We start from the raw sequence: 20,290 nt of genomic DNA, 5'->3' as shown, positions 1-20,290 counted from the left end.
TGATCCTAAGCAGCCGTTCGGGCTGCGGCTCCAAGCCGACGGAACAGTTCGTCAACGTCATCGGGAACGGAGTCGGCGCGCCAGACCACGTGCTGATCCTGCCGCACCATCGTCAGCCGCCTCGTGTACTGCACCGGGGCAGTCCCCGACGGCACCCCGATGATCTGCAGGGGCACGCCGGCACGTTCGGCGCCGCGGACGAGCTCTTCGAGGTCGGATGCGTCCCCGAGCACGATCACCGTGTAGTACAGGCCCAGCCGGTCATAGAGCGAGTCGCCGTTCGGCAGCACGAAGTGAGGTGCCCGGCAGCCCGGCACGGTCGACGGCGTGTAGCCTCCCATCGAATAGGCGGGGGCTTGCTCGCCGTCATACCAGATGATCGGCGACTCATCGTAGGAGTACCCGAAATTCAATCCTGCCGCTGCGAACTGCTGGACATTCAGATCGTAGGCATCCCGCCCGAGCCGACGGCGAGCGGACTCCCCCTCCGGCGAGTCGTCCTCGATCTCGTCCGGAACATCGCTCTGCGCGATCTTCCGCTGATGCCCCATCGCGAACCGCGACACCTGCTCGGTGATGGGCAGCCGCTCCTCCTGATAGGCGTCGAGAACCGCCTCCTGCGCCCATCCTGAGATCACCGCGCCGAGGAGCCAGGTCAGGTTCAGCACATCCGCGATGCCGGCGTTCATGCCGTAGCCGGCGTACGGCACCCAGAGGTGGCTCGCATCGCCCGCGAGGAAGACGCGACCCTCCCGCATCTTGTCGACGACCAGGCGGCGGGCCACCCAGTCCTGGACCGAGATGAGCTCGTAGGGGAAGTCGGCTTCGACGCCCAGGATCTGGCGGATCGCCTCATCCCGGTCAGTGTCCTCGCCCTCGCCCTCGCCCGGACGGAGGTAATTGTGTACCAGGAACTCGGTCCTCCCGTCGATCGCGTAGACGTGACCGGTCCGGCGGGGGTTGAAGGCATAGTAGCCCCAGGCGGGACCCACCGACATCGATTCGTACAGCGATTCGGCGCGGATCCAGGAGGACTGCACCCGGGCAAGCACCGGGTCACCGTGGAGCTTCGCCCCGATCTCCTTGCGGACCCGAGATCTTCCGCCGTCGGCGCCTATCAGATACGCCCCGCTGATCTTCAGTTCCCCGCCGGCGCGTTCGGCCGTCACTGTGACGGCGCCGTCGGACTGGGTCAGACCGGAGTAGACCGTCTCCGTCAGCAGGGTCACGTGCGTCAGCCCCGCGACGTGTTCCATCAACACGGGTTCGAGGAACCGCTGATTGATGCGGTGCGGCGGTTCGGGCGTCGCCCAGTCCGTGTCCGGACCCGTGGGAGAGGCACGGCGCTGCGCGCGGCTCGGAATGCGGATGCGGCCGAGTTCTCGTCCAACCAGGGTCGTACAGAAGGCCACGTCGTGCGGGTAGTCGGCGGGTAGACCCGCCGAACGCACCTTCTCGGCCATGCCGAGCAGGCGGAGCCTTTCCATCGTCCGCGCGGACACGTGATTGCACTTCACGTTCGGCGCCTCGAGGAACGCGCGCTGCTCGACGACGACCGAGCGCACGCCCCGGGCATCCAGATCGGCGGCCGCGAGCAGACCCACGGGGCCGGCACCGATGATGATGACATCGGTCTCGTATGTCTGACTCAATCGCTTTCCTCCCGGATGTGCTCCACCGAACGCGTTCAGCCTAAATGAAAAACCCGGTCGCTCAATGACGGACCCCTTTAGAGGCTATTCAGTAATCATGAACATCGTGGTGGAAGAGCGAATCCCCTCGCCTTTTCGGATTCTGAGAACTTCCACTTCAACGATTGACAATTGAATTCATTGCCGAGGCTCTCCAGAATGGAATGAGCCGGTTACTCGCCGTGCAAGATCAGTGGACGGAGAGTCAGTGACGAAAAAGACCGGCGGAGAACTCCTCAGCGAACAGCTCGTTTCCGAAGGAGTCGATACGGTATTCGGCGTCCCCGGCATTCAACTCGACTACGCTGTCGACGGCCTGGCCCAACACGTCGACGAGATCACCTATGTTTCCGCGCGGCACGAACAAGGTGCGGCCTATATGGCCGACGGGTATGCCCGGGTCAACGGCGCCCCCGGTGTCTGCATGATCGTCCCGGGCCCCGGCCTGCTCAACGCCGGAGCCGCCCTCTCCACCGCGTTTGCGTCGAACAGCCCGGTCGTCTGCGTCACCGGCCAGATCCCTTCGGATGCGATCGGGCGTGGCGTGGGGATGCTGCACGAGATCCGGGGACAGAGCGAACTCCTGCGCTCGCTCACGAAATGGTCGGCCATGGCCACCTCACCCGAGCAGATCCCTCAGCTGGTGCGGGAGGCGTTCGCGCAGGCGAAGTCCGGGCGCCCCGGTCCGGTGGGGCTCGAGATTCCGCCGGACATCCTGCAGAAGACCACCACTGCATCCGCGCTCTCCCCCGCGGCAGCCGTGTCGGTCACGCCCGATCCCGACACCGTTGCGCGTGCGGCCGCTCTCATCGCTGCAGCGACGCGACCGGTCATCCTGGTGGGCGGCGGGGTGCACACGGTGGCGGGGAGCGCGTCGCTTCAGGCCCTCGCCGAGCGCCTGCGCGCTCCGGTCGTGAAGACGCGCAACGGCAAGGGCGCACTCAGCGATCGTCACCCGCTCGCTCTCTCGCGCTACGCCGGCCGTAGAGTGCTCGCCGAGGCCGACCTCATCCTCGCGATCGGAACACGTTTCGTGAATCTCGCCGGGGAGCCGGTCGCACGGCGCGGCCGGCAGAAGCTCATCGCGCTCAACGTCGATGTGACGGACGTCGGTTCGCCGCGGGAGTTCGACGAAGTCATCATCTCCGACGCCGACCTCGGCATGCGGGCGCTGACCGCCGAGATCCCGCAGCGGGCCGATACACCCGACCTCGCGGGCGTGCGCTCCGACGAGTTCGCGGCACTCGCATGTATCGCCCCGCAGGTCGCATGGCTGTCCGCCATCCGTGACGCCCTCCCGGATGACGGCGTCTTCGTGGAGGAGTTGACTCAGGTCGGATATGCGGCCCGCCTGGCGTACCCGGTCTATCAGCCCGCGACGTATGTCACGCCGGGCTATCAGGGCACGCTGGGCTACGGCTTCCCCACGGGACTGGGAGCGAAGCTCGGCGCAGGCGGTCGCCAGGTCGTCTCCATCAACGGCGACGGCGGCTTCGGATGGAGTCTGCAGGAGCTCTCGACGGCGGCGAAGTACGACATCGGTCTGACGACCGTGGTGTTCAACAACCAGGCCTTCGGCAACGTCCAGCGCATCCAGTCCGATACCTTCGGCCGCAATCTCGGCGTCGACCTCCACAACCCGGACTTCAGGATGCTCTCCCAGGCCTTCGGGGTGGACTATGAGCGGGCCGAGAGTCCTGCCTGCTTGAACGGCGCGATCCGGAACGCCTCTGGCGCCGGCCGTCCACTGCTGATCGAGGTGCCGATGGCGGACGTCCCCGATCCGTGGGGCATGATCGCGGAGCCCACCGTGGAAGCGGTCCGTGAGACGAGCGCACGCGCATGAGTCTCGCCCGTGTCGACCTGGAGGCGCTGCCATCGTACGTTCCCGGATGGCGTCCGTCCCGACAGAGCGCTGCGCCCCTGGCCCGCCTCGCATCGAATGAGTCGGCCCTTCCTCCGCTTCCGTCGGTGGAGGCGGCCCTTCACGCGACCGTAGCGACCGTCAACCGCTATCCCGATATGGGCAGCGCCGATGTCATCGAGGCTCTGTCGGCCCACCTGAACCTGCCCCGTGAGCGGATAGCGGTGGGCAGCGGATCGTCCGGCCTGATCCGCGACGTGGTCACCGCCGTCGCCCGCGCCGGCGATGAGGTCGTCATTCCGGCACCGAGCTTTCAGTACTACGCGAACGCCGCGATCATCGCCGGGACCACCCCGGTGCCGGTACCGCTCGACGAGGGCTATCGGAACGATCTCGCCTCGATGCTCGAGGCGATCACCCCGCGCACCCGCGCGGTGTTCGTGTGCAACCCGAACAACCCGACCGGAAGTGCGCGAAGCAGGGTGGACATCGCCGAGTTCGTCGCGCAGGTGCCGGCCCATGTCCTGGTCGTCATCGACGAGGCATACATCGAGTTCTCGCCCGAGGGTGCCGACTCGCTTTCGCTTCTTGCACACCACGACAACGTGGCCATCCTGCGCACCTTCAGCAAGGCCTTCGGTCTCGCCGGGCTCCGCATCGGGTATCTGATGGGTCCGGCAAGCCTGATCGGCTACGTTCGACGGGTCATCGCGCCCTTCGCGCTGAACTCGTTCGCGCAGGCTGCGGCGTGTGCCGCGCTGACGGTCGAGTCTCAGTCCGAACTGCGCGCTCGAGTACGCGATGTGGTCAGACTTCGCGACGACATGTACGTCGCGATGACGGATCTCGGCCTTCCGGTGGTGCCGTCGCAGGCGAACTTCCTCTTCCTCCCGATGCAGGACCTGTCCGCCGGGCTCGTCGCAGCGTGCAAGGACCGTGGGGTGCTCCTGCGTGCTATCGGGAACGGCGTCCGGATAACCGTGGGCACGGCGGAGGAGAATGCCGCGGCGGTCGCCGCACTCGGGGCGTGGGTGACGGACAGAGGATGACGACGGTGGGGCCGGTGGGATCAGTTCTGCGCAGCCGGCTTCCGATCGTTCAGCATGTCGTCGGCCGCGAACTCTCGCCGGCAGTACTCGATCAGCGTCGTGATCTTCTGCGTCGGCTCAAGCCCTCGCGCGTAGGCGATCACCACCGCATTCTGCGGAAGGTCGTCGGCGATCCGCCGATAGGTGATCGGTAAGCCGTCGTAGGTCACGTCACTGTGCGGACGCCCCATGATGATGCTGTATCCGAGGCCGCGGGCGACCATGGACCGGATCGTCTCAGGGTTCACGCTCATCCATTTGACGTTCGCACGGACCCCCGATCGGCTCATGAGCTCCTCCACATGCGACCGGGCGGGTTCGACGTTGAGAAGGATCGCGTTGTCATCCTTGGCAAGCTCCTCGATCGAGATCTCGTCCATGGCGGCGAGAGGATGGTCGGGATGCAGTGCGATCTGGAGGCGCACGGGAAGGATCTCCGAACCGATCAGGCCCGGTCGCAGGTGGTTCCGGTAAAGCAGTGCGACGTCGAGATCGCCCTCCTGCAGCTTGTGCCGCAGTTCTTGCGCCGGCCCCTCGACGAGCTGGATCTCCACTCCGGGGTGCATTTGTGCGAAATGCGCGGCGATCCTCGGGAAGAGCCACGGTGAGAGCGTGGAGAAGCAGCCCACGCGCAGCGGGCCGACGAGTTCGCCGCGTATCGTCCGCGCCGCGGACCGGATGCTTTCGGCCTGCGCGAGAAGGGAACGCGCTTCCTGATACACCCATTTCCCCGCGGACGTGAGACTTGCGCCCCGTCCGCGAACGCGCAGTGTGAGCTGCAGCCCGAGGGACTCCTCGAGTTGGCTGACGGCGAGCGAGACCCCGCCCGGCGACACCCGCAATCGACGCGAGGCCCCGGTGACCGATCCGTCCTCCACCACCGCCACGAAGTACTCGAGTTGCCGAAGAGAGAAATCCTGCATGGCCATCGCCGCCGACGTCTACAGCACTTGCGACAGGAAGAGCTTCGTTCGCTCTTCCTTCGGGTTGGCGATCATCTCCTTCGGCGGGCCGCTCTCGACCACCACGCCGCCGTCCATGAAGATCGCACGATCCGCCGCCTCGGCGGCGAAGCCCATCTCGTGCGTCACGACGAGCATCGTCATTCCCGCCTCCGCAAGGCGCCGCATCGTGGCGAGCACCTCTCCGACGAGCTCCGGGTCCAGCGCCGAGGTCGGCTCATCGAAGAGCATGAGCTTCGGCTCCATGGCCAGAGCCCGGGCGATCGCGACCCGCTGCTGCTGGCCGCCCGAGAGCTGACGGGGATACGCGTCGCGCTTGTCCTTCAGTCCCACCTCCTCGAGCAGCCGGAGCGCACGATCCTTGACGACCTCTCGCTTCTCTCCCCGCACTCGTAGCGGCGCCTCCATGAGGTTTTCGAGCACTGTCATGTGCTGGAAGAGATTGAAGCGCTGATAGACCATCCCGATGTCCTTGCGCTGTTCGCAGAGCTCGGCCTCGCGCATCTTGTGCAGGACGCCGTTGTTCTCCTTGTATCCCACGAGCCGGCCCTGCACCCAGACGCGGCCATAGTCCGCCTCTTCCAGGTGGTTCACGCAGCGCAGCAACGTGCTCTTGCCTGATCCCGAAGGCCCGAGGACGCAGACGACCTCGCCCCGTGCCACTTCGAGATCCACGCCTTTGAGCACCTCGTTGGTGCCGTAGGCCTTGTGGAGGCCCACGGCCCGCACCATGACGCCGTCGTCGGGGACGGGGTTCGTGCGGACGACCTCGGTGATTGCGCCCATGGTCAAAGTACCTGCTTCCGTGCGAGATTGCGTTCGATCACGTGCTGGCCGATGCTCATCACGGTGACCAGCACGAAATACCAGAACGTCGCGACGAACAGGAGCTCCAGAACGCGATAGTTCTGTGCGTAGATGTTGCTGGCCACCGTCAGCAGATCGCCGCCCGCGATCACGGACACGAGGGAGCTGGCCTTCATCAGCCCGATCACCTGGTTGCCGGTCGGCGGGATGATGACCCTCATCGCCTGCGGCAAGACGATGCGTCGCATGACCATACGGTTGGGCATCCCCATCGCGCGAGCGGCCTCCCCCTGCCCGGCGTCGATGGCGAGGATGCCGCCGCGAATGATCTCGGCCATGTATGCACCTTCGTGCAGCGACAGCGCGATCACCGACGCCACGAAGCCGGTGAGGACCGTGTTGGTCTCCACCTTGAAGAGCCAGATATCCGTGAACGGGACTCCGATGCCCAGATACTCGAAGAACAGGCCGAAGTTCCCCATGACGAGCAGGAGCACCAGCAGGGGTGTCGCGCGGAAAGCCCAGACGTAGACCCAGCTCGCGGCGCGGAGCACCGGGTTGTGCGACAGCTGGCACATCGCCAGAACGATGCCGATGACGATCGCGGAGACCGAGGCGATGACGGTCAGTTCGATCGTCACCAGCAGACCCTCGAGGATCACCGGTTTGGTGAGGAACTCGAAGAAGACGGGATGGTCGATCTTCGGGTTCTGATAGAAAGTGACCGCCATCCAGGCGGTGAACAGGATGATGACGACCGCGAGCACCCACTGCCCGGGGCGGCGAACGGGCACGGCATCGGTTGCGAACGGACCCGAATACTTCACCTTCCGGGCGGTCATCTTCACTTCCGGTGGGGCCACGGTCACGGACCCACCCCCTTCGTCCCGATTTCCGGTCGTATTCATCGATCTGATTCCTTTCGGGCGATCATGCAATTATCCGCGTCCACGATCTTGTTCGGATATCGACGTGATAAAGGTCGGTTCATGAAGAGTGCGCGGGATGCGCGGGCCACGTCGATGTAGACTCTGCCCATGACGGGAAGACGTGAATCATCCGACAAGGTCGAGGTCAAAGATCCGCCTCGCATCCTCGATGGCGTGGACCGCGCAATTCTCAATGTGCTGCGCGAAGAAGGTCGCATATCGGTTTCCACCCTTGCTTCGGAGATAAACGTCTCTCGTGCCGCTGCATATACGCGAATGAACAAATTGATCGAGGATGGGGTGATCGAGCACTTCAACGCATCGATCAACTCGAGTAAAGCCGGCTTGCCGATCGCCGCGCTGGTGCTGGTCACCGCAAACCACCACGGTCAGCGTCGCTGGATGCGGTGGCGAGAGGAGCTTCTCCAGATCGCTGCCGTCGAGTTCGCCTTCATGGTGACCGGCGACATCGATGTCGTCCTGTTGGTTCGTGCCCGCAGTCATGAGGAGTTCCAAACCGTGTTGCTCGAAGAGATTCAATCTCTGGATCATGTCGCCAGCACCCGAACGCTGCTCGTCTTGAACGAGATCCTTCACCGGCCATACGTTCGCCTGTAGTGGATCAGAGGGCGGATGCGAGACCGCGGGCGCATCGCACCGAGGATCTCGCACCGCCCTCTGACCTCATGAGAGGCTATCGTTTCGGCGTCAGCTGATGCCTCCGTTGACCACGACCTCGTCAGCGGTGATCGCGGCGTCCTTCAGTCCGTAGGAGCCCATGATCTTGTCATAGGTGCCGTCTTCGATGACCTTCTTGATCCCGGCCTGGATGGCGTCGCGAAGCTCTGTGTCGTCCTTGCGGAACCCGGCGCCGTAGATCTGCGCGTTGTAGACCGGACCGGCGACGGCGTATTCCGGCTTTCCGGACGAGTCCTTGGCGGTCTCGACCTGGTACAGGGCGGCACCCATTCCGGCGAAGAACACGGACACCTGACCGCTGCGGATCGCGACCTGCGCGTCCGCGACGCTGCTGTACTCCTTGACCGTGATCTCCTTCTCGCCGCCGGCGACACACTTCGCCGACTGGTCCGAGAGCAGCTTCACCTGCACGGAGCCGGCCAGCGCAGAGGCATTCAGCCCGCAGAGCGATTCGATGTCGGACACGTCGTCGGGGTTGTCAGCGGCGACGAGCAGCACGGCACCGTCCTTCTCGTAGTCGACGAAGTCGATGACCTGCTCGCGTTCCTTCGTGTCGGTGATGCTGCCCCAGATCATGTCGAACTTCGACGACTGAAGACCGGGGATCAGACCGGGGAACGGAGTGTCCTGCCAGTCGAAGGTCACACCGAGCAACGGCTCGAGGGACTTCGCGAGGTCGGGAGCGATGCCGTGCAGCGTCTTCCCGTCCGCATCCTTGAACGCATATGGCGGGTTCGAGAGCGGGTTCGCCACCACGATCTTGCCCGCATCCTGGATGCGCTTGGGCAGTTGGGCGTGGAGCGGGGCCGTCGCGGCACCGTCACCTGCGCCATTCGGGTCGGCGTCAGCATTGCCGCTGCACGCGGAGAGGAGCAGAGCCCCCGCCGCGAGGACGACCATCAACGCACCTTTTCTCACGAGCTACCCCCTTGTAGGTCCAGCATCATTGCTTCCTTTCCTGTGTCGGCACCTGTCCGCGAGGTTCTCGCGACGTCCTGTTCCCCATCGCGAGCGGGTTCGAGAGGAGTCCTCGGCTGGCGCCGGTCAAAGCCTAATGTGACCGATGCACATGTCCAGAATCTTCTCGACAGACGAGACATTGCATTCCAAACGTCGTGCTTGAGAAAACATCTCGTCGATCAGCAGCCACGGATGCCCTGAAACGTCCACCATCGAATCGGCCCCTCACGCGGGGCGCCGGTGACGTTTACGCTCCTATCCATGTCCTCTTCCATGGAGTGCGCACGGCCCGTCAGCCGTCCGCCGTTGCGGGTCGTCATCAGCGACGACTTCCTCGATGAGTCCGGCGCCGTGATGTTCGGCGACATCGGGTTGGGACCCCTTTTCGAAGATCGGCATGTTGAGGCGAGCTTCGGCCACCTGACCGACGACGAAGATGCTGGCCTGCTGGCCGCCGCCGAAGCCCTTCTCGTCATGGGTGAGAGCATCGACGCCGAATTCCTCACTCGGGCACCCCGCCTACAGCTGATCGCCCGCTTCGGCGTGGGGCTCGACGCCATCGACCTCCGTGCGTGCACCGAACGCGGCATCGCCGTGACGACCACTCCCGATGCCGTCCGGTTCCCCGTTGCGTCGGCGGCACTGACCTTCATGCTGGCGCTGGCGCACAACCTGTCCGGCAAACAGCGCATCGTTCGGTCGGGCAGCTGGGCTGTGAGTCCGGAGACCATCGGCCCCGGCCTCGCACGTCGCCGGGTGGGAATCGTCGGGCTGGGGAACATCGGCCGTGAGTTCGCCCGTCTCTGCGCACCGTTCGACATCGAGATGCGGGCCTCTGACCCCTACTGTTCTACCGCGGACGCCGCCGCCCTCGGCGTCTCGCTGTGCGGACTGGCAGAACTGTGCGAGTTCTCCGACTATCTGGTCATCCTGTGCCCCCTGACCGAGCAGACACGCCATCTCATCGGAACGGCGGAGATCTCCCTGCTTGGGCCAGACGGGTATCTCATCAATGTCAGTCGTGGCGAGGTCGTCGACGAGCAGTCCCTGATCTCGGCCCTCGCCGACGGGCGTCTGGGCGGGGCGGGGCTCGACACCTTCGGTTCGGAGCCACTCGCCGCTGCAAGCCCACTGCGGTCGATGCCGAATGTGATCGCGACACCGCACGCTCTCGCACTCACGCGGGATCTGACGTACGGGAACGGGGCACAGTCGGTGGCGAACCTGTTGCGCCTCGCTCACGGTGAACAGCTCCACAGCGTGGTGAACCCCGAACTGATGCAAAGGAAGACCCCGGACTTCGACGAAGTTCCGGGGCTTGGGTGCGCCCCCTCGGATTCGAACCGAGAACCCACTGATTAAGAGTCAGTTGCTCTGCCGTTGAGCTAGAGGCGCGTCGTTCTCCGTTACCGGCGAACGAGGATCAACATTAGCACCCGCAATGGGCGCGCACGAAATCGGGATGGGCACGTCCGGCTATCCTTGCCTGGTGACCTCCCCCTCGCCCGGTGCGGCCGTGTTCGACGACGATCTCGCCCTCGCCCTGCGCCTCGCCGACGCCGCCGACGCGGTGTCGATGAGCCGCTTCGACGCCGCCGATCTCGACGTCAGACTCAAGGCCGACGCCACCCACGTGACCGAGGCGGATCTCGCCACCGAGCGTGCGATCCGCGAGCTCCTCGCGGCCGCGCGCCCTGCGGACGGCGTGTTCGGCGAAGAGTTCGGTGCCCAGGCGGGCTCGGGCTCGCGGCAGTGGATCATCGACCCGATCGACGGCACGGCCAACTACCTCAAGGGCATCCCGATGTGGGCGACCCTGATCGCTCTGGCCGTCGACGGCGTCCCCCAGGTCGGCGTCGTCAGTCAGCCGGCGATCGGGCGGCGGTGGTGGGGCGCGACGGGCAGCGGATCGTGGACGAACGGACCGGATGCCTCGGCCCGCCGCATCCATGTCTCCACCGTCGACGACGTCGCGGCGTCATCGGTCAGCTTCCAGAGCATCGGCCAGTGGGACGAGGTCGGGCGCGCGGACGACCTGCTGCGACTGAGTCGCGCGGTGTGGCGCGACCGCGGCTACGGCGACGCCTGGCCGTACATGCTGCTGGCCGAGGGGCGCCTCGAGCTGGTCGCGGAGTTCGACGTCAAGGAGTACGACGTCGCCGCGCACGTGCCGATCGTCCGCGAAGCCGGCGGCCGGTTCACCGACATCGACGGCAACGACGTGATCGACACCCGGTCGTCGCTGGCGACCAACGGCGTCCTGCACGATGCGTACCTGCGCCTGATCGACGGCGAGCACTCCGCATGACGCGTATCCACGTCCGGGCAGGCTTCATCGCCGTCGCGATCGCCGTGGCGCTGACGCTCGCCGGCTGCACCTCGTCGCCCCCTGTGCCGACGTCGACCGGCGCCGCCTCGCAGCCGCAGCCCACCGCGACCGTCAGCGGATCGGGAGACAATCCGACGCCGGCGGGCGACCCCACCTGCGACACGATCATCCCGTCGTCGACGGTGGATGCCTTCGCCACAGCGGGATGGTCTGCCCGAAAAGACCCGTTCTACGTGGGCGACATCGAGCTGCCGGGCGGTATCCAGTGCACGTGGGGCGACAGGAAGGTCGCCAGCGACCAGGTCCAGGTGTACGGCTGGGCACCGATCACGGCGGACCAGGTGAAGAAGGTGACGGCGACGCTCGTCGATTCGGGGTGGCGGAAGTTCACCGAGAGCGGCGTCACCTACATCACCGCGACCGGTGACATGATCCTCAACGCCGACGACCAGGGGTACGGCATGACCTACCGGTTGGGCGCCGGTCAGATCACGTTCGCCGACACGAAGCAGGGCCTGCTGCTGGTCGAGTGGCCGCCGTCGAAGTGACCGACGGCCGAGAGGAGTCGGCGTGGACCGCATCGACACGATCGTGATCGGCGCCGGCGTCGCCGGCCTGACCACGGCGCGGCTGCTGGCGGCCGCAGGACGCCATGCGGTCGTGCTCGAGGCGCGCGACCGGATCGGCGGCCGCGTCTGGACCGACCGCGTCGATGGGCTCGTCACCGACCTGGGCGCGTCGTGGATCCACGGTGTCACGGACAGCCCGGTCGCGGCGGCCGCCGCCGCGTTCGGCATGCGCACGGCGGAGTTCACGGTCGGCAGCTACCAGCCCGACGGTCGCCCGATCGCGTACTTCGGCCCTGACGCGCGTCGACTCGACGCTGCAGCGGTGCGCGCATTCGCCGACGACATCCGCGTCATCGATGCCGCCCTGCCCGCGGTGATCGCCGCTGCGGGGCCGGATGCCTCGTACCGCGACGTGACCGAGACGACCTTGGCCGATCGGGGGTGGGATGGCGCGCGCGCCGAGCGGGTGCGGGAGTTCCAGCAGCACCGCACCGAAGAGCAGTACGGCGCGTGGATCGACGACCTCGCCGCGCACGGTCTCGACGACGACACGGTGGATGGGGACGAGGTCGTCTTTCCCGACGGATACGACGCGCTGCCGATGCGGTTGGCGGAAGGACTCGACATCCGCCTCGGGCAGGTGGTCGATCGTGTGCGGTGGTCGCCCGAGGGCGTCGCCGTGACGACCGAACACGGCACGATGACGGCCGATCATGCCGTGATCACGGTGCCCGTCGGCGTGCTGCGCTCCGATGACTTCGTCATCGAGCCGCCGCTGCCCGAGCCGGTCGCGGGCGCGCTCGGCCGGCTGCGGATGAACGCGTTCGAGAAGATCGTGCTGCGGTTCGAGAAGAGATTCTGGGATGCCGGGGTCTACGCGATCCGTCAGCAGGGGCCACAGGGCTCCTGGTGGCATTCCTGGTACGACCTGACCGCGATCGACGGCACTCCCGCGCTCTTGACGTTCGCGGCGGGACCCGCGGCGGCGGCGATCCGCACCTGGCCGCCGAGCCGAGTCGTCGCCTCGGTGATGGCGCAGCTGCGCCGGTTGTACGGCGACGACGTGCCGTCGCCGACTCGGGCGCACGTCACCGCCTGGCAGGACGATCCGTTCGCACGGGGCGCGTATGCCTACATGGTGGTCGGCTCGACGACCGACGACCATGACGTGCTCGCGACCCCGGTGGCCGGTGTGCTGCACATCGCGGGCGAGGCCACGTGGACCGACGACCCGGCGACGGTGCCCGCGGCGATGCTGTCGGGCCATCGTGCCGCCGAGAACATCCTCGGCCGACCGATTCCGGTCGCGACGGTGTGGGCGACCGAGGCGCGCGGCTGAGGCATCCCGCACATCACCGCCTCATCGGCCGTCAAGAAAAAAGACCCGAACGCCGCGTCCTGCGCGGTGTTCGGGTCCTCTTTCGGTGACAGCGGGTCCGTGGAGATGGGGGGAATCGAACCCCCGTCCGTCGCTGAATCTCCACGCCTTCTCCGGGCGCAGTCTGTGCAGACGTTCTGCTCGGCCCCGACCTTTGTCACAGACACCCAAGTCGACAGGCCCAGTCTGGGAGAAGTCCCGTACGACGTCCAGACGCCGCCGCACAGCAAGATTCCTAGATGACGCCAGGATCCGTACCGGAATCACATACGGTCTGACGGACTATCGGGCTCGCTTACGCAGCGAGGGCGAAGTCAGTGCGCTTTGCATTGGCACTTATTGTTTTGCAGGGAGCGTTCGCGAGATAACCCTGCATCCTCGGCCCGCTTCTCGTGAATAGACAGGCGACGTCGAAACCGATCATCCCCGTGCATGCTCCGAGTGGAGCGGCCGCTGTCACCGTGTGGAGTTGCCAATCGGATGCCGTGGCACCCGAGCATCACAGCTTACAACGGATCCGCGGCATCCGGAATTCCTGCGGAGCACCGCGAGACGTCAGAAGGGTGGATCATCGGGGTGGGTGACGAACACCTTCGTCGTCACGGCGTGGTCGCCGCCGGGGCTGAGCAGCCGGTCCACGGCCAGGTCCGCCCGCAACTGATCCCTCGTACGGTCCTCCCGGTCGGACTTGGCCATGTGCTGCGCCGCGGACGTCAGCGACCGGAACGCCGCCCGGACGTCCTTCGACGGCCCGCACACCACTGCGCCGACTCCACCTGCTCGACACCCACACCCCGAGCACGTCGTCCACAGACAAGCCTGGGTTATCCCGGGCGAAATCCAGGCTGTCGGCCAGCTGCTCCGCCCGCCGGGCGATCGCCCGATTCGCCTCGTACTGATCCGCCTCCGCACACTCGACCATCGCCCGCAGCACGTGCAGACCCGTCTCGCGGCGACGCACTCTAGGCTCGGGAACATGCCCGATGTCACGATCACGGTCCGCGGCGAACATGAGGTCCGACGCGCCCCCGAAGAGGCCGTCGCCCACGTCTCCGCGCACAGCGAGGGTACTGGTCGCGGCACCGTCGTCGACTCGATCGCTGCGCTGTCGGCGTCGATCCGCGACGACCTCGCCGCGCGAAAAGCCGGCGGAGGCCTCGCCGACTGGTCAAGCGGGCGCGCTGCGGTGTGGGCCGAACGCCCATGGAACGCCGACGGCAAGCGGCTGTCTCCGGTGCATCACGCGACGGTCGGATTCGCGGCGACCTTCACCGACTTCGCGGCGCTGAGCCGGTGGCTGACCGATATCGCCGAGCGGGATGGCGTGCAGGTCGGCGAGATCGCATGGCAACTGACGCACGACACGCGGATCGCACTCGAGTGCGAGGTCGCGATCGCGGCGGTGCAGGTCGCCGTCGAACGGGCCACCGCATACGCGCACGCTCTGGGGCTGAACGACATCGTGCCGATCGAGATCGCCGATCTCGGCCTGCTCGGCCACGAGACGCACCAGCCGACGCCGCGCATGGCCAGGGCGAGCTTCGACAACGTCGCCGGCGTCCCTGCGATCGATCTCCAGCCGGACGACATCACCGTCTCCGCCGCCGTCGAGGCGAGGTTCATCGCCCGATGACCGACTCGACCGTCGCCCCACGCCCCGGCATCGCCGATCGCCTCGCGCAGATGATCCGTCTGCCCACCGTCTCTGCCGAACTCGACGAGCGCGGCATGGAGCCCTTCGACGCCTTCATCGCACTCATCCGCGAGCTCTACCCGCTCGTGCACGAGCATCTCGAGCTCACCCGCCACACCGACCTCGGACTGCTCTTCCGCTGGACGGGCCGCCGTACCGGCGACGCCCCGCTCGTGCTCATGGCGCACTTCGACGTCGTGCCCGTCGACGGGTCCGAGGCGTGGACGCATCCTCCGTTCGCGGGCCGCATCGACCGCGGGTGGGTCTTCGGCCGCGGCGCGCTCGACGACAAGGGACCGCTCATCGTGATCCTCGAGGCCGTCGAGAACCTGCTGGCCGCAGGGTTCACGCCTGCGCGCGATGTGTGCCTGTCGTTCGGCGGGAACGAAGAGACCTACGGCAGCGCAGCGCAGCGGATCGCGGCATCCTTCCGATCCCGAGGCGAGATCCCGTGGCTCGTGCTCGACGAGGGCGGTGCAGTCGTGGACGCGCCGCTGCCGTTCGTCACGGGCGACGCCGCCATGATCGGCCTGGCCGAGAAGGGCGTCATGACGATCAGGCTCAGCGCCCGCGGCGAGGGCGGTCACGCGTCGGCTCCCCCGCGCATGACGGCCGTACGACGCATCGCCCGCGCCGTCGATCGGCTGGACGCACGCACGTTCCGTCCGCGCACCCCGGCCGCGATCTCGCGCATGCTCGGCGTGTTCGCCGAGCATGCATCGGCGCCGGCGCGTCCGCTCTACCGGCTGTTGGCCGCCTGGCCGTGGCTGTCGGCGCGTGTGTTCGCGGCGATGGGCGGCGAGCCTGCGGCGTTCGTGCGCACGACCGTGGCCGCCACGATGTCGTCGGGCGGCACGGCCGCCAACGTGCTGCCGTCGCAGGCCGCGGCGACCGTGAACCTGCGCGTCGCCGTCGGCGAGACGGTCGCCTCGACCCTGCGGCGCGTCCGGCGACGCGTCGCCGACCGCAAGGTGCGCGTCGAGCTGCTCGAGGGATCGGACCCGTCCCCCGAATCGCCGGCCGACGACGCCGCGTTCGGGGCGCTGGCCGCGGCGCTCCGGGTGTCGTATCCGGATGCCGCGGCCGTGCCGTACATCATGATGCAGGCCGGCGACTCCCGGCACTTCCACCGATTCTCGCCGGCGGTGTACCGGTTCGCCCCGCTGAAAATGTCGGCGGCGCAGCGCGCGAGCATCCACGGCGTGGACGAGCGGGTCGAGATCGCGTCGCTCGTGCGCGGGGAGCGGTTCCATCGCGCGCTCATCGAACGGTTAGAGTGATCGCACCCGAGTCCTCAGCCGCAAAGGAGCGCGCATGATGCGTCGCGACACGTCCGCTCGCGCTGTCACCGCACGCGTCTCGATCGGCACCCTCGCCGGCATCGTGGGCTTCCTCGCGTTCGTCGAGTTCACCAGCGGCGTGCTGCAGGGCTACTACACACCCATGCTGACGAACATCGCCCGGCATCTGGGCATCCACGACGCCGACGTGAACTGGCTCGAAGGCACCCAGCTGATGCTGTCCGCCCTGGTCGTGCCGGCCTTCGCGAAGCTCGGCGACATGATCGGGCACAAGCGGATGCTGCTGATCTCGACGGCGATCACGGCCGCAGCATCCTTCGTCCTGCCGTTCACCGACTCGTTCGCGGTGTTCCTCGCCGGCTGGGCTCTGATGGGCTTCTACGTGGTGTGGCTGCCGCTGGAGATCGCGCTCATCTGGTCGCGCGCGCGGCGGATGGAAGGCCGCTCGACGATCACGGCGCGCGCGGCGGGGTTCCTGGTGGCGGCGCTCGAGTGCGGTGCGATCATCGGCGCCCTCGCCGGCGGCGCGCTCGTTGACGTCCTGCCGCTGTGGATCGTGCTGCTGGTGCCGGCGGTGATGATCGTGGTCTGCTTCTTCGTCGTCCTGTTCGGCGTGCGCGAGTCGCCCGAGCCCACCGGCGGCGTGTTCGACACGGTGGGCGTCGTGCTCATCTCGCTCGCCCTGATCGCGTTCACCGGTGGGCTCAGCCTGCTGCGCCTGAACGGCCCGGGCGACGTGCTGTCGTGGCTCGTGGCCGCGCTCGGCGTCGCGCTGATCGTGCCGTTCGCGCTGTGGGAGCTGCGGCAGGACGACCCGCTGATCGACGTGCGCATGTTCCGCTCCCCCGCGCTCGGCCCTGTATTCCTCACGGCAGGCCTCTTCGGCGTGAGCGTGCTGGGCGCCCAGGCGCCGCTGTCGACATTCGCCCGCACCGACCCGGCGGTCTACGGCTACGGCCTGGGCACCTCGGGCTTCGCCACGTCGCTGATCATCGGCGTCTACCTGATCGCGATGATCGCCGGCGCCCTCGCATACCCGCTGGCCGCACGCCTGGCCACGCCGCGCATCGCGCTGATCGTGGCGGCGCTGCTGGTGGGCGCCGGCTTCCTGCTGTTCCTGCCGCTGCACGGCACGTACCTGCAGGTCATCGTCAACATGGTCGTCGTCGGCGTGGGCTCCGGCGCTCTGGTGGCCGCACTGCCGGCGGCTGCGGCATCCGCCGCCTCGCACACCCAGACCGGCGTCGCCACGGGCCTGACCAACTCGGTCAAGACGGTGGGCGGCGCGATCGCGTCGTGCGTGTTCGGCATCGCCCTGCTGCAGGGGATCGCCGGCGGGGCGGATGCCACGGCCGGATCGTTCGCGGGCTACGTGACCGTGTGGGTGGTGTGCGGCATCACGGCCCTCGCCGCCGCGGCCCTGCTGCTGGTGGTGCCGAAGACGGCGTTCAGCGACCACCCGGCCGCCGAGACTCGCGACGTCGAGCCGATCGTCTGACTACTCGCCGAGGCGGTTCCGGGTGCGCATCGCGCGTTCGGCCTCGCGCCGGTCCTGCTTCTCGCGCAGCGACTGACGCTTGTCGTACTCGCGCTTGCCCTTGGCGACCGCGATCTCGACCTTGGCGCGACCGTCCGAGAAATAGAGCCTCAGCGGCACGAGGGTGTAGCCGCCGGCGGCCACCGCGTGCGAGAGTCGCACGATCTCCTCTTTGTGCAGCAGCAGCTTGCGCGTGCGCTTGGCGGCGTGGTTCGTCCAGTTGCCCTGCAGGTACTGCGGGATGTTCACCGCGTCCAGAAACGCCTCGCCGCCGTCGATGTACGCGTACCCGTCGGTGAGGTTCGCCCGGCCCTCGCGCAGAGACTTGACTTCGGTGCCGGTGAGTACGAGACCGGCCTCGTATGTCTTCTCGATCGTGTAGTCGTGACGCGCGCGACGGTTGGTCGCCACGACCTTCTCGCCGCGTTCCCTGGGCATGACTCTCCCTGATTCGATGATGGATGCCGCACCCGCACGGCGGATGGCAGCCCATCAGTCTAACCCACGGGCCCTGCCGGCTACGCCCGCAGCCACCGCCGGATCGCGAAGCCCGCCGACACCGCTGAGAGGACCACGCCGATGACGATGAGGATCGGCACGACGTATGCCACATCGCGCATGTCCACCCAGGTGGTGATGAAGTCGACGCGCGAGCGCAGGTACCCGTGCACGCCGAACTGCACGCCCGCCCACACCGCGACGCCTGCCAGCACCGAGCCGATGAGCGCGGCGAACACGCCCTCGAGGATGAACGGGGTCTGGATGAACCGATTGGATGCCCCCACCAGCCGCATGATGCGCAGCTCCCGGCGTCTGGCGAACGCAGACAGCCGGATCGTCGTCGCGATCAGCAGCACCGCGGCGATGAGCATGAGCCCGGCGATGCCGACGGCGATGTAGGTCGCGACGGTCAGCGCCGAGAACAGCGGCTGCAGCAGCTCCATCTGGTCCTGCACCGACTGCACGCCCTTCTTGCCGGCGAACGCCTCGGTGATCACCGCCGAGTTCTCGGGGTCGACCAGGTTCACGTAGAAGCTCGCGCCGAACTGGCTGGGCGCGAGGATGTCCTTGTAGTCGCTGCCGAGCAATTGGAGCGCGTTCTTGTAGGCCTGATCGGGGGTCTCGAACCGGTACTTGCTGATCAGCGGCTTCAGTCCGGCCCCGTCCAAGCGGTCGCGCACGGCCTGGATCTCAGCCTTGGTCGCCGCTCCCTGGTCGCACGTGGCCTCCCGCGCCCCGTCGACGCACATCGACACCTGCACCTGCGCGCGGCCGGTCCAGAAGTCGCGCATCGTGCCGATCTGCGCCTGCATGAGGATCGCCGCCCCCACGAACGTCAGCGACACGAACGTGACGAGCACGATGGAGATCACCATCGACGCGTTGCGGCGCAGGCCGTTGAGGGCCTCGCCGAGGATCAGTCCGGCCCTCATCGCGTCGGCCCCACTTCGTCTTCGCCGTCGTCCAGGCCCAGTCGGTCGGCGAGGCCGAGCTCGTCGAGGTCGAAGTCCACGTCGGCGACCGGCGGCGGGGGCACGGGCGTCGGAGGCGTCCGGCTCACGGGGGCGGGGGCGACGGCAGCAGGCGGCACCGGCACGGACGGGGCGTTCGTCGCGGCATCGCCGGCCGGCCGTGCGGGGGTGGCCTGCACAGGACGCGTAGCCGCGGCATCCTGCCCAGACGCGGCCACCGGCCCCGTTACGGTCTCGCGGTGCACCTCGAGCACGGCGGTCAGCGCCGCCACCGACGCCGCACCCCGCTCGGGTCCGGGGGCCAGGCTCGGCAGGCTCGACGTGTCGCCGTAGCCGCCGTGCCGCTCGTCGCGGACCAGGTCGCCTTCGTGCAGCTCGATGACGCGGCGCTTCATCTCATCGACGAAGCCGGCCTCGTGCGTGGCCATCACGACGGTCGTGCCGGTCGCGTTGATGCGCGCGAGCAGCCGCATGATGTCGACCGAGGTCGCGGGGTCGAGGTTTCCGGTCGGCTCGTCGGCGAGCAGGATCTGCGGGCGGTTCACGATCGCACGCGCGATCGCCACGCGCTGCTGCTCACCGCCTGACAGCTCGTGCGGCAGGCGCTTGCCCTTGTCCTGCAGGCCCACTAGCGCGAGAGCTTCGGGCACCGCCTGGCGGATGAACGCGCGCGAGGCGCCGATGACCTGCAGCGCGAACGCCACGTTCTGGAAGATCGTCTTGGTCGGCAGCAGCCGGAAGTCCTGGAACACCGCCCCGATGTGCCGCCGGAAATACGGCACCTTGCGACTGGACAGGGCCCGCAGGTCGCGACCGAGCACGACGACGCGCCCCTCGCTGGGCGTCTCTTCGCGCAGGATCATGCGCAGGCAGGTGGACTTGCCGGACCCCGACGGGCCGACGAGGAAGACGAACTCTCCGCGTTGCACCTCGAAGTCCACATCGTTCAGTGCGGGTTTGGAGGTGCCGCGATACCGCTTGGTGACGTTCTCGAACCGGATCATGGCTCAA

At 67.4% G+C, this 20,290-nt stretch carries 19 protein-coding genes, 1 tRNA gene and 1 other RNA gene; 10 read left to right on the top strand and 11 right to left on the bottom strand.

Going from position 1 to position 20,290, the window contains the following annotated elements; translation table 11 throughout:
* Positions 1-5: 5 nt before the first annotated feature.
* The gene (locus tag AC3RX0_RS04310; RefSeq protein ID WP_491504694.1) at positions 6-1,652 is read right to left on the bottom strand and encodes an FAD-dependent monooxygenase; all 1,647 of its coding nucleotides are present in this window, start codon (positions 1,650-1,652) and stop codon (positions 6-8) included.
* Between the two features lie 232 nt (positions 1,653-1,884).
* Here AC3RX0_RS04310 and AC3RX0_RS04305 point away from each other — a divergent pair, with 232 nt between their 5' ends.
* Positions 1,885-3,537 carry a thiamine pyrophosphate-binding protein gene (locus AC3RX0_RS04305; RefSeq protein ID WP_491504693.1) on the top strand — a complete coding sequence of 551 codons (1,653 nt, stop codon included), beginning with the start codon at positions 1,885-1,887 and terminating at the stop codon, positions 3,535-3,537.
* Entirely contained in the window at positions 3,534-4,604 is a 1,071-nt protein-coding gene (hisC, locus tag AC3RX0_RS04300) for a histidinol-phosphate transaminase (protein WP_491504692.1), read from the top strand. The genes AC3RX0_RS04305 and hisC overlap by 4 nt, the downstream gene beginning before the upstream one ends.
* Positions 4,605-4,624: 20 nt before the next feature.
* Here the strand turns inward: hisC and AC3RX0_RS04295 are convergent, their stop codons facing one another.
* From AC3RX0_RS04295 to AC3RX0_RS04285, 3 genes are read right to left on the bottom strand one after another with little or no spacing between them, the layout of a single operon-like run.
* A complete protein-coding gene (locus AC3RX0_RS04295; RefSeq protein ID WP_491504691.1) occupies positions 4,625-5,572 on the bottom strand; it encodes a LysR family transcriptional regulator in 948 nt (315 codons plus the stop codon).
* A gap of 12 nt (positions 5,573-5,584) precedes the next feature.
* Entirely contained in the window at positions 5,585-6,391 is an 807-nt protein-coding gene (locus tag AC3RX0_RS04290) for an amino acid ABC transporter ATP-binding protein (protein WP_491504690.1), read from the bottom strand.
* Positions 6,392-6,393: 2 nt separating this feature from the next.
* Complete coding sequence (locus tag AC3RX0_RS04285; protein ID WP_491504689.1) at positions 6,394-7,281, bottom strand: amino acid ABC transporter permease; 888 nt, start codon at positions 7,279-7,281, stop codon at positions 6,394-6,396.
* A 168-nt stretch (positions 7,282-7,449) separates the two neighbouring features.
* On the opposite strand from AC3RX0_RS04285, the gene AC3RX0_RS04280 reads away from it, so the two are divergent.
* Entirely contained in the window at positions 7,450-7,959 is a 510-nt protein-coding gene (locus AC3RX0_RS04280; RefSeq protein WP_491504688.1) for an Lrp/AsnC family transcriptional regulator, read from the top strand.
* Positions 7,960-8,049: 90 nt separating this feature from the next.
* Here the strand turns inward: AC3RX0_RS04280 and AC3RX0_RS04275 are convergent, their stop codons facing one another.
* On the bottom strand, positions 8,050-8,940 hold the full coding sequence (locus AC3RX0_RS04275; RefSeq protein WP_491504687.1) for an ABC transporter substrate-binding protein: 891 nt from the start codon (positions 8,938-8,940) through the stop codon (positions 8,050-8,052).
* A gap of 321 nt (positions 8,941-9,261) precedes the next feature.
* On the opposite strand from AC3RX0_RS04275, the gene AC3RX0_RS04270 reads away from it, so the two are divergent.
* Positions 9,262-10,362, top strand: a complete 1,101-nt coding sequence (locus tag AC3RX0_RS04270; RefSeq protein ID WP_491505380.1) for a 2-hydroxyacid dehydrogenase — start codon at positions 9,262-9,264, stop codon at positions 10,360-10,362.
* On the opposite strand, the gene AC3RX0_RS04265 is transcribed toward AC3RX0_RS04270, so the two are convergent.
* Positions 10,324-10,395 (bottom strand) — tRNA-Lys (locus AC3RX0_RS04265). The genes AC3RX0_RS04270 and AC3RX0_RS04265 overlap by 39 nt on opposite strands.
* A 67-nt stretch (positions 10,396-10,462) precedes the next feature.
* Here AC3RX0_RS04265 and AC3RX0_RS04260 point away from each other — a divergent pair.
* The 3 genes from AC3RX0_RS04260 to AC3RX0_RS04250 are packed head-to-tail and all read left to right on the top strand — an operon-like array spanning position 10,463 to position 13,237.
* On the top strand, positions 10,463-11,308 hold the full coding sequence (locus AC3RX0_RS04260; RefSeq protein WP_491505379.1) for an inositol monophosphatase family protein: 846 nt from the start codon (positions 10,463-10,465) through the stop codon (positions 11,306-11,308).
* Positions 11,305-11,877 (top strand): hypothetical protein, encoded by a 573-nt coding sequence (locus tag AC3RX0_RS04255; protein WP_491504686.1) that lies wholly within the window; start codon positions 11,305-11,307, stop codon positions 11,875-11,877. Before AC3RX0_RS04260 ends, AC3RX0_RS04255 begins: the two co-directional genes overlap by 4 nt.
* 22 nt (positions 11,878-11,899) lie before the next feature.
* On the top strand, positions 11,900-13,237 hold the full coding sequence (locus AC3RX0_RS04250) for a flavin monoamine oxidase family protein (protein WP_491504685.1): 1,338 nt from the start codon (positions 11,900-11,902) through the stop codon (positions 13,235-13,237).
* A gap of 97 nt (positions 13,238-13,334) precedes the next feature.
* On the opposite strand, the gene ssrA is transcribed toward AC3RX0_RS04250, so the two are convergent.
* Positions 13,335-13,704, bottom strand: a transfer-messenger RNA (tmRNA) gene (gene ssrA, locus AC3RX0_RS04245).
* A 127-nt stretch (positions 13,705-13,831) separates the two neighbouring features.
* A complete protein-coding gene (locus AC3RX0_RS04240) occupies positions 13,832-13,972 on the bottom strand; it encodes a hypothetical protein (RefSeq protein ID WP_491504684.1) in 141 nt (46 codons plus the stop codon).
* Here AC3RX0_RS04240 and AC3RX0_RS04235 point away from each other — a divergent pair.
* The 3 genes from AC3RX0_RS04235 to AC3RX0_RS04225 are packed head-to-tail and all read left to right on the top strand — an operon-like array spanning position 13,971 to position 17,768.
* Positions 13,971-14,909 carry an SIMPL domain-containing protein gene (locus tag AC3RX0_RS04235; protein WP_498165879.1) on the top strand — a complete coding sequence of 313 codons (939 nt, stop codon included), beginning with the start codon at positions 13,971-13,973 and terminating at the stop codon, positions 14,907-14,909. The genes AC3RX0_RS04240 and AC3RX0_RS04235 overlap by 2 nt on opposite strands.
* On the top strand, positions 14,906-16,249 hold the full coding sequence (locus tag AC3RX0_RS04230) for a M20/M25/M40 family metallo-hydrolase (protein ID WP_491504682.1): 1,344 nt from the start codon (positions 14,906-14,908) through the stop codon (positions 16,247-16,249). Before AC3RX0_RS04235 ends, AC3RX0_RS04230 begins: the two co-directional genes overlap by 4 nt.
* A 34-nt stretch (positions 16,250-16,283) precedes the next feature.
* Positions 16,284-17,768 (top strand): MFS transporter, encoded by a 1,485-nt coding sequence (locus AC3RX0_RS04225; protein ID WP_491504681.1) that lies wholly within the window; start codon positions 16,284-16,286, stop codon positions 17,766-17,768.
* On the opposite strand, the gene smpB is transcribed toward AC3RX0_RS04225, so the two are convergent.
* The 3 genes from smpB to ftsE form a co-directional block, all read right to left on the bottom strand.
* On the bottom strand, positions 17,769-18,245 hold the full coding sequence (gene smpB, locus AC3RX0_RS04220; RefSeq protein WP_491504680.1) for an SsrA-binding protein SmpB: 477 nt from the start codon (positions 18,243-18,245) through the stop codon (positions 17,769-17,771).
* An 80-nt stretch (positions 18,246-18,325) separates the two neighbouring features.
* Positions 18,326-19,240, bottom strand: coding sequence for a permease-like cell division protein FtsX (ftsX, locus tag AC3RX0_RS04215; RefSeq protein ID WP_491504679.1), 915 nt, complete (start codon positions 19,238-19,240; stop codon positions 18,326-18,328).
* Entirely contained in the window at positions 19,237-20,283 is a 1,047-nt protein-coding gene (gene ftsE, locus AC3RX0_RS04210; protein ID WP_491504678.1) for a cell division ATP-binding protein FtsE, read from the bottom strand. The genes ftsX and ftsE overlap by 4 nt, the downstream gene beginning before the upstream one ends.
* Between the last annotated feature and the right edge of the window lie 7 nt (positions 20,284-20,290).

The organism is Microbacterium sp. W1-4-2 (assembly GCF_058349885.2).
The sequence above is the reverse complement of the archived record's forward strand: the minus strand, read 5'-3'. Positions and strand labels throughout refer to the sequence as shown.

Bases quoted from the DNA above. Each gene is read 5' to 3' on its own strand.
- hisC (WP_491504692.1), top strand. From the start codon at position 3,534: ATGAGTCTCGCCCGTGTCGACCTGGAGGCGCTGCCATCGTACGTTCCC.
- AC3RX0_RS04295 (WP_491504691.1), bottom strand. From the start codon at position 5,572: ATGGCCATGCAGGATTTCTCTCTTCGGCAACTCGAGTACTTCGTGGCG.
- AC3RX0_RS04290 (WP_491504690.1), bottom strand. From the start codon at position 6,391: ATGGGCGCAATCACCGAGGTCGTCCGCACGAACCCCGTCCCCGACGAC.
- AC3RX0_RS04280 (WP_491504688.1), top strand. From the start codon at position 7,450: ATGACGGGAAGACGTGAATCATCCGACAAGGTCGAGGTCAAAGATCCG.
- AC3RX0_RS04275 (WP_491504687.1), bottom strand. From the start codon at position 8,940: ATGGTCGTCCTCGCGGCGGGGGCTCTGCTCCTCTCCGCGTGCAGCGGC.
- AC3RX0_RS04270 (WP_491505380.1), top strand. From the start codon at position 9,262: ATGTCCTCTTCCATGGAGTGCGCACGGCCCGTCAGCCGTCCGCCGTTG.
- AC3RX0_RS04260 (WP_491505379.1), top strand. From the start codon at position 10,463: ATGGGCACGTCCGGCTATCCTTGCCTGGTGACCTCCCCCTCGCCCGGT.
- AC3RX0_RS04255 (WP_491504686.1), top strand. From the start codon at position 11,305: ATGACGCGTATCCACGTCCGGGCAGGCTTCATCGCCGTCGCGATCGCC.
- AC3RX0_RS04235 (WP_498165879.1), top strand. From the start codon at position 13,971: ATGTGCTGCGCCGCGGACGTCAGCGACCGGAACGCCGCCCGGACGTCC.
- AC3RX0_RS04240 (WP_491504684.1), bottom strand. From the start codon at position 13,972: ATGGCCAAGTCCGACCGGGAGGACCGTACGAGGGATCAGTTGCGGGCG.
- AC3RX0_RS04230 (WP_491504682.1), top strand. From the start codon at position 14,906: ATGACCGACTCGACCGTCGCCCCACGCCCCGGCATCGCCGATCGCCTC.
- AC3RX0_RS04225 (WP_491504681.1), top strand. From the start codon at position 16,284: ATGATGCGTCGCGACACGTCCGCTCGCGCTGTCACCGCACGCGTCTCG.
- smpB (WP_491504680.1), bottom strand. From the start codon at position 18,245: ATGCCCAGGGAACGCGGCGAGAAGGTCGTGGCGACCAACCGTCGCGCG.
- ftsX (WP_491504679.1), bottom strand. From the start codon at position 19,240: ATGAGGGCCGGACTGATCCTCGGCGAGGCCCTCAACGGCCTGCGCCGC.
- ftsE (WP_491504678.1), bottom strand. From the start codon at position 20,283: ATGATCCGGTTCGAGAACGTCACCAAGCGGTATCGCGGCACCTCCAAA.